This window comes from Neobacillus niacini (assembly GCF_046591715.1).
Taxonomy (GTDB): domain Bacteria; phylum Bacillota; class Bacilli; order Bacillales; family Cytobacillaceae; genus Neobacillus; species Neobacillus niacini_L.
Genome location: NZ_JAWVNQ010000006.1, coordinates 54,675 through 68,089, shown reverse-complemented (window position 1 = coordinate 68,089; position 13,415 = coordinate 54,675). Strand labels below are relative to the sequence as shown.

The 13,415-nt window shown below is 39.0% G+C and carries 13 protein-coding genes; 1 reads left to right on the top strand and 12 read right to left on the bottom strand.

The features are described from left to right. Positions 1-219: 219 nt before the first annotated feature. The 8 genes from SFC47_RS16265 to SFC47_RS16230 all read right to left on the bottom strand — a co-directional run bounded on the left by SFC47_RS16265 (position 220) and on the right by SFC47_RS16230 (position 8,779). Positions 220-1,155 carry an LCP family glycopolymer transferase gene (locus SFC47_RS16265; protein ID WP_411255354.1) on the bottom strand — a complete coding sequence of 312 codons (936 nt, stop codon included), beginning with the start codon at positions 1,153-1,155 and terminating at the stop codon, positions 220-222. A 309-nt stretch (positions 1,156-1,464) separates the two neighbouring features. Next, the gene (locus SFC47_RS16260) at positions 1,465-2,802 is read right to left on the bottom strand and encodes a 6-phospho-beta-glucosidase (protein ID WP_411255353.1); all 1,338 of its coding nucleotides are present in this window, start codon (positions 2,800-2,802) and stop codon (positions 1,465-1,467) included. Then, complete coding sequence (locus SFC47_RS16255) at positions 2,795-3,124, bottom strand: PTS lactose/cellobiose transporter subunit IIA (RefSeq protein WP_411255488.1); 330 nt, start codon at positions 3,122-3,124, stop codon at positions 2,795-2,797. The genes SFC47_RS16260 and SFC47_RS16255 overlap by 8 nt, the downstream gene beginning before the upstream one ends. Before the next feature lie 19 nt (positions 3,125-3,143). Further along, positions 3,144-3,902, bottom strand: coding sequence for a chitin disaccharide deacetylase (gene chbG / locus SFC47_RS16250; RefSeq protein WP_411255352.1), 759 nt, complete (start codon positions 3,900-3,902; stop codon positions 3,144-3,146). Between the two features lie 9 nt (positions 3,903-3,911). After that, positions 3,912-5,261, bottom strand: a complete 1,350-nt coding sequence (gene celB / locus SFC47_RS16245) for a PTS cellobiose transporter subunit IIC (RefSeq protein ID WP_411255351.1) — start codon at positions 5,259-5,261, stop codon at positions 3,912-3,914. 15 nt (positions 5,262-5,276) lie between these two features. Next, the gene (locus SFC47_RS16240; RefSeq protein ID WP_411255350.1) at positions 5,277-5,582 is read right to left on the bottom strand and encodes a PTS sugar transporter subunit IIB; all 306 of its coding nucleotides are present in this window, start codon (positions 5,580-5,582) and stop codon (positions 5,277-5,279) included. Positions 5,583-5,762: 180 nt separating this feature from the next. Then, positions 5,763-7,688: a BglG family transcription antiterminator gene (locus SFC47_RS16235; RefSeq protein ID WP_411255349.1), complete on the bottom strand. Its 1,926-nt coding sequence runs from the start codon at positions 7,686-7,688 to the stop codon at positions 5,763-5,765. A 353-nt stretch (positions 7,689-8,041) separates the two neighbouring features. Continuing rightward, on the bottom strand, positions 8,042-8,779 hold the full coding sequence (locus tag SFC47_RS16230) for a CAP domain-containing protein (protein ID WP_411255348.1): 738 nt from the start codon (positions 8,777-8,779) through the stop codon (positions 8,042-8,044). A 403-nt stretch (positions 8,780-9,182) separates the two neighbouring features. Here SFC47_RS16230 and SFC47_RS16225 point away from each other — a divergent pair, with 403 nt between their 5' ends. Beyond that, entirely contained in the window at positions 9,183-10,043 is an 861-nt protein-coding gene (locus tag SFC47_RS16225; protein WP_411255347.1) for an AraC family transcriptional regulator, read from the top strand. A 447-nt stretch (positions 10,044-10,490) separates the two neighbouring features. On the opposite strand, the gene SFC47_RS16220 is transcribed toward SFC47_RS16225, so the two are convergent. From SFC47_RS16220 to SFC47_RS16200, 4 genes are all read right to left on the bottom strand, one after another. Then, entirely contained in the window at positions 10,491-10,886 is a 396-nt protein-coding gene (locus tag SFC47_RS16220) for a hypothetical protein (protein WP_411255346.1), read from the bottom strand. A gap of 236 nt (positions 10,887-11,122) precedes the next feature. Continuing rightward, the gene (locus tag SFC47_RS16210) at positions 11,123-12,343 is read right to left on the bottom strand and encodes an FtsW/RodA/SpoVE family cell cycle protein (RefSeq protein WP_411255487.1); all 1,221 of its coding nucleotides are present in this window, start codon (positions 12,341-12,343) and stop codon (positions 11,123-11,125) included. Between the two features lie 55 nt (positions 12,344-12,398). Beyond that, on the bottom strand, positions 12,399-12,806 hold the full coding sequence (locus tag SFC47_RS16205; protein WP_411255345.1) for a PadR family transcriptional regulator: 408 nt from the start codon (positions 12,804-12,806) through the stop codon (positions 12,399-12,401). Positions 12,807-12,808: 2 nt separating this feature from the next. Beyond that, entirely contained in the window at positions 12,809-13,342 is a 534-nt protein-coding gene (locus SFC47_RS16200; protein WP_411255344.1) for a sigma-70 family RNA polymerase sigma factor, read from the bottom strand. Between the last annotated feature and the right edge of the window lie 73 nt (positions 13,343-13,415).

Here is a 13,415-nt window from a genome sequence, read left to right as displayed (position 1 = left end):
TCCAGTTATTTGCTTAAAATATGTCTAAATACAAGGAATTGAATACAATAAGTGGAAAAACTCCGCTTATTATTAAAGAAATATGTGTATTTTCTAAATTAAACGGAAATCCTCCACTTATTTTCCAAGCATAGTGAAATCAACATTCAGTTTTAACATGGCCTAAAAAAAAACACGCTGAGTTAAATTCACCCAAGCGTGTTTTCTATATTATTACAATCAGTGTTCAATATCTATTTCCAACTGTGATTTCAATTCATCCTGAATACGCATCTGTTCTGCGATCGTTACAAGTCCATAGTAGATCTCATCAATCATTTTTCCTTCTGACTGTAACGTCAGCTGTTCAATGTTTCTTCCTGCTTCTTTATAATTCTTTTGGATTTCCATCATTTCTTCAAAGGTGAAATTCGTTTTGACATTGCTGCCGATCGCCTGGAAGATTTCTGGCGCTTTTGATAAGCTCGAAAGGCTTGCTCCCTCTTTTATCACGGCTTGAATCACTTGGCGCTGGCGTTCTTGGCGGCCGAAATCTCCATTCGGATCATCGTATCGCATTCTTATGTAAAGTAACGCTTCCTCACCGCTCAGGTGAATCTTACCAGCAGGAAACTCAACCCCATCCACTGTAAAAGCAAACTCATTCTCCATGTCAATACCTCCAACGGTATCAACAATATCCTTAAAGCCTTCCATATTGATTTTCACATAATAATCAATCGGAATATCTAGGAATTTCTCTGTCGTATCGACCGCCATGGAAACACCGCCAAATGCGTAAGCATGGTTGATTTTATCTTCCGTCCCCTTCCCGACAATTTCTGTTCGGGTGTCCCTTGGAATACTCAGCATTTTTATCGATTGATTGGTTGGATTCACTGCCAATACAATCATTGTGTCCGAACGGCCTGAATCGCCTTCCCGCTCGTCGACACCAAGCATTAATACAGAAAAAGGCTCTTTCTTAGTTAAAGCTTCCTGCTGAATCTCTTTATTTTGTTGTTTACCCTCAAGCGGTTCATGCATGGTGGCTACGGCCTTATTAAAAGATTGATAAACTGTAAACCCATAGATTCCGCCGGCGATAAGTATTATAAATAATAGCAAGCCTATTATGTTTCGCCAGTTAAGCCTCCGCCTCTTTCTCCTTCTCATTTCTTAGTCTCCTAAACAATTTTGGCATTTTTATAATAGGTTACCAAATAGTTGTGTCATAGGAATTACAGGAACATGTCGATTTTTTGTTATTTCCTTTACACATTGCTGATATTTGTAGATTTTTATAGATTGATAAACCTCAACTATCGACAAAAAATTTTCCGGGAAATAGGCAAAAGTAAACTCCTATTAAGGAATGGCTTAAGATTTAATCAAACGTTTGGTTAGATAGACTATTGTCGCTTTTTGTTGAGTTGGATAAAAAAAAGAGACAATCAGATTCCCGATTGTCTCTTTCCCATTAGCTTAAACAACTTCACTTTTCTGTTCTTTAAAAAATTGCGGTAAATACTCTTTATGTGCTACCAGCATTTCGTCTAGAATCTGTTTTGCAATTTTATCAGAAGGCACCAATGGGTTAATCGTCATTGCCAGTAATGCGGTGTTATAGTCTCCAGTAACCGCGGCTTCAGCAGAAATACGTTCAAATGATTTAATTTGTTGAACGAGACCCCTGACTGCAACCGGCATATCGCCAACCGCTATAGGCTTAGGACCTTCTTTTGTAATGATACAATTCACTTCAACAGCAGAGTCATCTGGAATGCTCGCAATGGCTCCATTGTTTCTCGTGTTCACCGGCTGAATATCACGCTTGTCATTGTAAATAGAGTTAATTAGATTGCACGCGGCATCACTATAGTAGGCACCTCCACGTTTTTCAAGCTGAGGAGGTTTAATACTTAAGTTAGGATCTTTATATAGCTCAAATAATTCTTTTTCTACTTGTTTGACTACCTCTGCCCGCGTTCCAACGGTTTTGAATGCATCTAACTCTTCTTCTAGCATGCTTCTCGTTTGATAGTAGTAACGGTGATACGGACATGGCAGGAGCTTTAATCCTTTAATGAATTCCGGCTCCCAGCCAAGATCAATAATATTTTTCATGGTAATTCCTGATTGCTGACTGGTTAGTTTTTCAAGAATATCTTCAGTAATGTTGATTCCATCTAGGTAAACATTTAATCCAAAGACCATATGATTCAATCCTGCAAAATCAATATGAACTCGTTCTGCAGAGACTTCTAATATCTTAGCAATTCCCATTTTCATCCCTACAGGAACATTGCACAATCCAACAACCTTTTTAATATTGCTATATCTTAAAACAGCTTCTGTCACCATTCCTGCTGGGTTTGTAAAATTAACCAGCCAGGCGTCCGGACATAACTCTTCCATATCCTTACAAATATCTAAAATAACAGGAATCGTTCTTAATCCTTTAAATAATCCCCCGGGACCATTGGTTTCTTGGCCGATTACGCCATACTTTAAGGGAATCTTTTCATCCTTCGCACGTGCATCTAATAAGCCTACACGAAATTGGGTTGTAACAAAATCCGCATCCTTTAAAGCCTCTCTGCGATTTAGTGTAAGATGAACCTCAATGGGCAGTCCTGCTTTTTCAATCATACGCTTTGCTAATGCTCCGACAATATTAAGCTTTTCCTCCCCGCTTGGAACATCAACGAGCCAAAGCTCGCGTACAGGAAGTTCTTCATATCTCTTAATAAAACCCTCTATTAGTTCAGGTGTATAGCTGGAGCCCCCGCCGATGGTAACAATTTTAATTCCTTCACTCATCTTTATGTACCTCCTTTTTAGAGATTGATTCATACAAATCGACCATAACCACGGCTAAGTCCCTTACGGTCATGGCGTTCATCAAGTGGTCCTGGGCATGCACCATTAATAAAGATACTTCAGATTTTGTCCCGTTCACTTCATTTTGAATTAATTGTGTTTGAACATGATGGGCCTCATTTAATGCTTCCGAGGCCTGTTTTAACTTATTGTTCGCTTCAACAAAGTTCCCTTCTTTTGCTGCAGCGATGGCTTCCATTGCCGAACTTTTCCCATTCCCGCCATGAAGAATGATTTGGAATATGGTTTGCTCTGAAATCATCACCATTTTTCCCTCCTTTCTAAACAAAAGATTGCCAGCCAGCTTCTTTATACGTCACTAATTGAATCTTATTATCTTCAAATGCCTGCAGAACCTTTTTATCTGTCAATATGGCAAGTTCCCTTACACGCTGCAAGGCATATGAACTTCCAGAAAGTAACTGTTCATCAATATAGGCAGGATGTGTCATGATTTCAGCAGTTTCATAGGATAAAGCTCTAATTGCGAGCTCTATTAAATGATCAGCTGACAGGTTATTCCCATAAAAATCTGGACTGAAATATTGAACCATTTGTAATTCTTCATTACTGATATGTTTTGGGTCTGCCGAAACTTTACGAACCGGCAGATTATATTTCTTTGCGAGTTTAGCAGCAATGGGATAGATCTTTTCATGTCCATGGAGATGGTGATGACTATCGATATGTGTAGGCTGTAACCCAAAGGAAAGGAATTTTTCTATTTGACTTGTATACTCTTTTTCAATATCCAAAGCAGTTGCAGTCTTCACCAAGTCGTTCATTTTATGGAAGAATCCATCCTCATTGATGAGAGAAGGAACGTCTTCATTTACTGGTGAACCACAATCTAGGACAAGATGGATTCCGACACCTAATCCTGGATTTTCCAATGCAAGAGCTGCAGCATGTGCAGCTCCCGGCATATTGGTCATCATAGTAGTGGACGTAACAACACCATTTTTATATGCTTCGATAATTCCAAGGTTAACTCCTTTTGAATAACCAAAGTCATCCGCATTTATCACAAGTTTCGTCATAGTGCCTCCTTACGCAGTAAAGCCATTCCCATCTAAATTCTTGTCAGATGAAACGCCGCGCTCTTCCGCTAGCTTTTGTCGATCCCACATTCTGAAGAATGGATAGTAGATTCCAAAACAGATAACAAAGTTTACGATTTGAAGAAGTGCTCCCGAAATTTTTCCTCCGGCTGCCAAATATCCACCGATGATTGGCGGCATGGTCCAAGGAACAGCTATTCCTGCCGGCTTCGCTACTAACCCTGTTGACATCGCGATATAAGTGGTTATAACCATCACCATAGGAGCTAAAATGAACGGAACAATCATAAGTGGATTCATGACGATTGGCATCCCAAAGGTAATTGGTTCGTTAATATTGAAGATTCCCGGCCCAATTGCCAATCGGCCCAATTGTTTCATCTGCTGACTTTTTGCCCAGAAAAGCATGGCAATGACAAGCGCTAGGGTTGCCCCGCTGCCGCCTACATAAATAAAGATATCGAAGAATTGTTGAGTGAAAATATTCGGTAAAGTTTGACCATCCTGGAAAGCGATTCGATTGGCATCCATGGATGATAACCAAATAGGTCCCATAACTCCGCCTACAATAGAGGCACCATGCAGCCCGCAGGACCATAGCAATTGTATAAGCAGCACAGCAACAAGACTGCCTATTAAACTACCGCCAAGTACGCCAAGTGGTTTCCCTAATAATTCTCCAACAATATTGTGGAGGCTTGCGAAAGAAGTTTGCTCTATGATTAATCGTAGAATCCAAATAATAGCAATAACAAAGAATCCTGGAATAAGGGCAATAAATGATTTACTTACAGCTGGTGGAACTCCATCAGGCATACGAATAACAATATTCCTTTGAACAACGAATCGATAAATTTCAGTAGAAAGCATAGCGACTAGCATCGCCACAAATAGTCCCTTACTTCCCATTAATGCAGTAGGAATCGCTCCTCCTACCATAACGGCCTCTTTTGCCCCTTCTGGTAAAAATGACACTTGATAGGGAGTGGCCAACAAAAAGGCAGCAACGGAAATGGCCCCTGCCGATAAGGCATCCACTCCATACTTTTCAGCTAACCGGTAGGCAATGCCAAATGCTGCGATCAGTGCCATAATGTCGAAAGTAGCTCCTACTGGGTATAGCAGCTTTGAAAGCCACGCTTCCCCAAATATACCTGCCATAAAATCGGCATAACCAGGAATTGGGAGAAAACCTAAAATTAAAAATAATGACCCAACAATAATCAATGGCATGGTCAAAATGAGCCCGTCACGTAATGCTTGTAAATGACGTTGTCCTGCAATCCTTCCTGCGACAGGCATAATCTTATTTTCTAGGATATTATTTATTTTACTCATCCCATTCACGCTCCCTTATTTAGAAACTAATTGTTGTGCATATTTAAGAACCTCTAACCCATTGCACGTTCCATAATGAACCGTATTAATGACGTCAACCGGAATTCCTTTTTCCTCACCAAGTTTCTTTAATTGAGGTAATAAATAGCGAACCTGTGGACCTATCAAGAGTACATCTGCCTCGTTAATATGCTTATGAACAGAGTCTCCTGAAACAGCCCAAATTCTTACTTCCACTCCTTGCTCTTTTGCACATTTCTGCATTTTAGATACTAATAAACTTGTAGACATACCTGCTGCACAGCAAAGTAAGATATTCATTTCTACTCCCCCTCTATTGAATTTTGTTTCGTAATTAAATTCTATTTTGGAAACGTTTACATTTACACACAAGCTTTTTCCGTTGCCCTCCGGAAAAGATTAGGTGCTTTTCCCGCAGCACACAAAAAAGGCCAATGTATTTTAAAACGGGCACATTGGCTTTAGTAAAAAACACATAAGTTAAAATACTTCTAAGAATTCCTCATACGTTTTGCACTTTATCAGCTGCTGTACGATTCGTATATCTTCCACGATATTGACTAGCAAAGCATACATGTTTTGCAGATAGGATGAACTGTTTTTCTCTATACTTAATAGACAAATAAACTGCACTCTTTTCCCGCCCCAGTCGATAGGCTTTTGCAATGTACAAATAGCCCAAAAGGTAGAATTCGTCTTCGGCGTGATGGGATGAGGGATCGCAACTAAATTCCCAAAACTAGTCGGAGATAAGGTTTCTCTTTCCAGTACTGCATCAATAAAGGTAGAATCGACCAGCCCTAGTGTTTCTAGTTTTTCACATAAGAAGGAGAGAACCTCTTCTTTGGTTTCCAGCTTTTCTTGTAGAAAAACGAGGTCTTTTTTCGTATATTCTAAGGTTCCATGTTTTCTTTCCTCTAGGACCTTTTCTACTTTTTCAAAATCAGTCCCTAAGAGAAATGTGTTCACCACGATAATAGGTACAGGCAAGTATTCTTTAATAGGTATAGTACTCACGATAAAATCAAGGTTATCAAATGGGACTTCATTTAGTTTGTAATATTCTGTTGTGCCAGCGATTTCAAGTCTCGCCCCAAATTTTGATTGCAGCTTATAAGACAATAGCCGGGCACTTCCAACACCAGATGCACAGACAATCATACATCGCTTTGGTTCCGTATGAATCGCTCTTCTTTCGATTGCAGCCCCAATATGAAGGGCAAGAAAGCCGATTTCATTTTCATCAATATGAATTCCTAGTTCTTTCTTCAGCACCATACCCGCAATAATTCCGGCCTCAAAGGCAATCGGGTAATTGAATTTTATTTCATCCAGCATTGGATTTCTTAAATTCATCCCATACCGATATCGGCTTATAGCTGGCTTTAAATGCAGGCTGATGGCGACAATCAATTCTTGATCATCTTTAAGACCCAAGGTTAACTTGGTTTCAATAGAATCGAGAATTTCCATGGTTAATCGGTAGATATCTTTATCAATGTAATTCCGAATATCACCGTCTTTATGATTTAAATGCCTGATCATCCTCGTCCCTAACAAGTGAATTGCAACGTAGGCGATTTCACTTTCAGGAAAATCTACTTTCATCTTTTTCTCAATATCTCGAACAATCTTACTGGCGACGCTAAATTCTTTTTGAGTTGTAACGTCCTTTAGTTTTTCATTACCTAAAATGACATAATTTCCGTCTATAATGCGCTTACAGGCAATCGCTATATGGAAAATTAAGTTATTTAGCCCAATGTCTGATAACGTTATATCGTTTTCTTTAATCTGTTCTAAAATAATTGCCCGAATCATTTTCATTTCATCTATTGGAATTAATGGCATTGAGGATGAATCGAGATCATATTCTGATTGGACTCTATTAAAAACAAACTCTGCCATACAAAACCGAAGCTTCACTTCTTCTCCCTTTATCTTCAACCCGTAGTTAGGCTTCACATCAAAGGAAAGGCCGTACGTTTGGAGGATTTTCTTTACATCTTTTAAATCATTTTGAACCGTCGATTTACTTATAAATAATTCATCCGCTAAATCTTCCAGTTTTAGATAATTTTCTGTTAGGAGAAGACGATTCATTAAATAATGGACACGTTCGTCTGGTGAATTGGGCAGCATGGAAGGCTTCAGCTTTTCACTGTGAAATTCTTCAAGCAGGAACTTCCGAAATTGTTTGTCATCTTCAATTTTTAGTTTGTATCCCGCTCCTCGAATTGATTTGATGGTCGCTCCATATTTCGAAAGTAATGTCTCTAACTCTTTCATGTCATTTCGTACCGTTCTCGAGGTTACTTGGATTACATTTGCTAAGTATTCACTCGTAATGGGAGAATCAACGGCTATCAGTTCCCGCAATATGGCACTCGTTCGGCTATTTAACATGATTAATCCCTGCCCTTAAAAGAATGATTTCACCTATGTATTTTTCTACTGATTTACTATAAATCGATCTAATGGGCTTACTGCTTTTCGTAGATATTGTAAAAGGCTTTACTACTATCATATTCTCTATCTCTGGAAAATACCTATTGGGATAATTTTTCAGGACTTTTTACCTATTAATCTATCGGTAACGTAGTATTACATAGCAATAATAGGCATTTACAGTCAAAAAGAAAAGGAACAAACACAAAAAGTTGGGGTAATTCTAGCTTATTTTAATCAAAAACCACTATCTCTTATCTAAAGAGAAAGAAAAAGGAGCCTGTTGAATTCAACAAAGCTCCTTTTCCTTCTTATTTACCGATAAATTCCTGTGTCCAGTAGTTACCTTGTGAAACATAACCAACACCAATATGGGTGAAATTCGGGCTGAGGATATTCTTCTTATGACCTTCGCTATTCATCCATGCTTTTACCACTTCTTCAGGAGTTCGCTGTCCCATAGCAATGTTTTCTCCCGCATAACGATATGTGATTCCGTATTTTTTCATCATGTCAAATGGCGAGCCATATGTTGGGCTTGTATGGCTAAAGTAGCCGTTCGCAGACATGTCACGTGATTTTTCACGTGCCATTTTGCTAAGTGTCAAATCTACTTTAAGCGCGGGCAGCCCGTTTTTTGCACGTTCTTGATTGGTTAGATCCACCACTTTTTGCTCATAAGCACTTAGAGCACTTGTCGTTTGAGTCGTTGTCGGCTGGGTTGATGTCTCAGCCGGCTGCTCTACAGGCTGCTGCTGTACGGGCTGTGGAGTTGTTGTCTGCTCAGGCTGCTGCTGTGGCTGTGCCGGTTGACTAGGTTGAGTCTGTACTGGCTGTTTCACAGTCGTTTCTGGCAGTTTAAAACCAAAGCTCGCAAGGTATTTTTCTATCACACTATTAATCTCATTCATATTACTGCCTTGATATACATAAACCTTTTCCTGTACCACTGGATTAAAGGAAGCAGCATCTGCTTTATTCACTGCTGGATTGGCCATTACTAATGCCGACGCAGCTGCTACGGATAAAAGTACTTTCTTGTTTAACATGTAAAAAAACCTCCTTGAAAATTGCCGTTATTTGCAAATTCATCGTAACATACGATTTTTGTCATATTTAAGGAAGGATTTTACAGATGAAAACACGTATACTTCTCATTACTGCCGTTATACTTCATTTTCACTTACAATAGTTGCCTTTCCCATATTATAAAAGGGCAGCAGTCTCTCATTTCCTAATCTACTAGTTTTTAGAACTATTACCAGGAATTATAATAAAATTGGAGGTTGACAGCATTTAAAAAGGAGTCCATTTTTAACAAATATTTCGGATAAATATCAAGATTAACAGAAATATTATTCGGTTAGGATTGATAAAACTGTTAGAATAGAGCAGAAAATGACAGGATTAACATATACGTTGTTGTTACGATGTACATAAGGAGTGAGCGATATGGGATGGGTAGAATCATTACAACAAGCAATCGATTACATGGAGGAACATTTACTAGAAGAAATATCGATTGAAAACATTGCTAAACAAGCAAATGTATCAGAGTTTCACTTTCAACGTATTTTTTCAGTGCTTACAGACATAACTGTAGGTGAATATCTTCGTCGCAGGCGTCTAACACTAGCAGCACAAGAGCTTTCTACAACAGATAGCAAAATTATTGATGTCGCCCTAAAGTATGGCTACGACACTCCGGAATCTTTTTCAAAGGCTTTCCGCAGACAGCACGGTATCACTCCAAGTCAAGCACGTAATTACACAGGAAAGCTGAAATCTTATAACCGCCTGAGAATTCAGGTGAATTTGAAAGGAGCAGAACCTATGAATTACAAAATTGTAGAAAAAGAAAGTTTTAAAGTTGTCGGTGTGAAGCGGGAATTTTCCTGTGAAAACGGGGAGAATCTATCTGGTATCCCTAAAATGTGGGATGATGTCCATGTGGATGGCACCAATGATTTATTATTTCAGTTAAATGATGGCCTTATTAAAGGCGTACTTGGGGTATGTGTCGATAAACGCGCACCTGGTTCTCCGTTAATGGATTACTGGATTGCAGCCGCACATACTGGCAAAACTCCAGAAGGACTTATGGAACTGGAAATACCTGCGTCGAAATGGGGAGTATTTGAAGTACACGGTGCGATGCCGGATGCGATGCAAAATGTTTGGAAGCAAATCATCTCAGAATGGTTCCCTTCTAGTCATTATCAACATGCCGGCACGCCCGATTTAGAAGTCTATTCAAATGGAAATGCATCCAGCCCTGATTATTATTCTGAGATTTGGATTCCGCTGAAATAAATCACTAGCTAGAGAAAGAATCGCCAATCGAGTTTACAACTAAATTAGTTAGCAAATTTGCACCGTATTTGCGGTGCTACTTTTTTTCATATGAGTTTATGTGTTTCGAAGGCTAATAAATGATAGCACCATTGGTCCCAGGGAATGAATGTGGATGGTGCTGATTCTACATGAAACTATAACGTTTCTACATAAAACCGGACAGGTTCTACATGAATCTGTACAGGTTCTACATCAAACCATAACGTTTCTACATAAAACCGGACAGGTTCTACATGAATCTGTACAGGTTCTACATCAAACCATAACGTTTCTACATAAAACCGGACAGGTTCTACACCAAACCTTAACGTTTCTACATAAAACCGGACAGGTTCTACATCAAACCAAGACAGTTCTACATAAAACCGTTCGGTTCATCTGTCCACCTGTCCGTTACCCCAATTACTAATTTTCCTGTTTATTAATGAGAAAGGTAATTGGCACAAATAATAAAAAAGCAAGTAAAAGTAAACTACCTCCTACGATAAAGAACACCATTACAAAGGTCTCATTAAGATTGAATGGATTTAAATTGTACATCCACATTCCTGCGGTCATACCTAAAGCACCTAGCATTCCAAGTATACTGTGAATAGGTACAAGCTTTTTATATTTAATACTATATACTTTATAAAAGATCCCCCAGGCAAACACAGATAACCATCCTACTAATAGAATATGAGCATGGATGGGTCTCATTGAATAATCCATACTTCCTGACATTTGAGAGCCAAGAAAAGTACCAATGATACCGAAAATAGCTGCGAATCGAATGAGTCGTATACTCCAAGTTTGTTCCATTTTTTATTCCTCCAATTTTTTATTTATAATAGGAAGGATAATTGTGAAGGTTGTCCCTTAGGGCCTTGCTATCAACCTTAATTTCTCCTCCATGCAGTTCAATGATTTGTTTTACGATCGATAAACCAAGTCAACAGAAGGATGGAATGTGAAATTTCTCCTGCTGTCTATTATAATGTGGAGTCATACGATGACTCCACACTTTTTAATGGAATTCGTGCCGATTTCCTCTTTTATCAGCTTTTCCATACCAAATCTTTTCGCCGATACACACTTAACACCACTCCAATCAGGATCGCATTAAGCAAAGTTGGCATTAAACCGTAACTCATAAATGGCAGTGACATGGTTGTCAGCGGAAAGAAGCCTAGTACCATCCCAATATTGCTAAACAGCTGTACACTAAAAAGGGCAACGCCGCCTATTAAAAGAAGCTTTCCATAGGAATCCTTTATCTTTGGATGAATGACAATCATTCTAACTGCAAAAAGAACAAGAATCATAACCATGATAACGGCTAAAACCCAACCATAATGATAAGTGAAGCTGACAAAAACAAAGTTAGTATGCGCCTCTGGAATAAAATCCTTATTCACTGGATTCCCAAACCAGCCGGCTTTTGACATCAGTTCTTTTATTCTTAGGATTGTATACCCTTCACTGGCGGCATATTTTTCAGGCTCTATGAACGCTAACAGTCTAACAACCTGATATTCCTTCATAAATGGCCAAACCAATATGCACGTTAGAACAAGTACACTGAATGTTCCCGTTGAAATCAACCATTTAACTTTCTTACTGAATTTACTCGCCCAAAGCATCACGAATGCCATCACACTATAGATGTAGACAGTTGAGATACTTGATAAGGGAAGAAATAGAAATATAGGAAGGAGAAACAATAGAAAAAACTGCCATACCTTAAACTTTTCACTGTAGAAAAACGAAGCCCATGCAAGAAAGAAAAACGGTAGTGCCATCATGCTTTCAATGGTAACAGGTCCAAACTTTATTAGTGGAACTCCATTAATCATACTGTTAGGAAAAAACATCAGGAGGAGAAGAAGTACAACTCCCACAAGGTAAAATTTCCAGCCATATTCTCTCCATTTCCGGTAATCCACCAGCATGAGCCCTGCGGCACAAGCAGCACCGATACCGACAATTAGAATCTTATTGATTAGAAAGTAGCGGTCTCCCATATACCCCAGAGATACCATCGGCAAGAAACTTAGTCCCAAAACTGCAGCTAACAGCGTAAGCAGCCACCAGTCAACCTTTGGGCGATGGAGCTTATTCATCTGGATACCTAGTTTCGTAGGGCTTCCCATCTGTTCGACCGCTTTTTCTTCCGCTTCCCCTTCGGTTAACCCTTTCTCCATCCATGTTTTTTTGGCTTCCTTTATATGATAATTTAACTCTCTTGCAACATATGTTTTTGCTTCCTTAGATTTCATTTGATCAGTGACCTCATCTAAGAAAATCTGTTTTTTATTATTCGCCAATGATCGCTCACCCCTCAAGTAATTCTTTCATAACAAATCGGCGCTCTTTCCGCTTTTGTTCCGCTTTGTCTAATAACTTCCTGCCTTTATTCTTTAATACATAATATTTAGCTCCCGTTTCATCCCAGTTGGTTTCGATGCACCTAGTCTGCTCTAAACGATGTAAAAGGGTATACAAAGATCCCTCGTCCCCCTCGAATCTCTGGATTCCACGTCCTCGCAGCAGACCCGTTAATTCGTGACCTGTTTTTTCATGGACAAGAAGCTGCATTACAGCAAGAAGAATTTCCTCATCGCTAACGTCCAGCTGGTTTATTTTTTTGTGTATGGCCTTTTGGTGCTGATCAGTAAATTCCAAGTCTGTAAATGTTTTTCTATCCATTACCTTTTTTAAGTTCTTTAAGCGGTCTTCCACACCTATTCCTCCAATCTTTCTTTCAGAAGTTCTTTAGCCCGCCTTAGTCTTGTTTTCACGGTATTTACCCCAGTTTCCATTACCACAGCAATTTCCTTAAGCGGCATCTCTTCATAGTAAAATAGGTAAATCACTTCTCGATATTTTATCGGCAGCGTCATAATCGCAGCAATCAATTCATCATCTTCTTCCTTTTGGATCACTGACTGCTCCACAAGTTCTTTTTTAGTACCGGTACTGGGCATTTCTTCACCGGCAATAACCACATTTTTGTTATACCAGCTTCTATGGAAATCTTTACAATGATTGATGGCAATCCGCCACAGCCATGTCCTCAATTTAGATTTACCGCTATATGTATGGAGGCTTTTATAACATTTTACGAAGATATCCTGCGTTAAATCCTCCGCAATCGCTTTATTATTCACATAGGAATAGGTTAGCTGTAAGATTTCCTGTCCATATTGATTCATGATCTCATCCATTAGGAGTTCTTTATCTTCGGCTAAAAATCCATCAATAATCAATTCTTCCACTACTTTCACTCCTTCCTATACTTAGACGATGTGCCTAATCAGGAAGTTTTTAGATATCTTTATTTTTTATTAA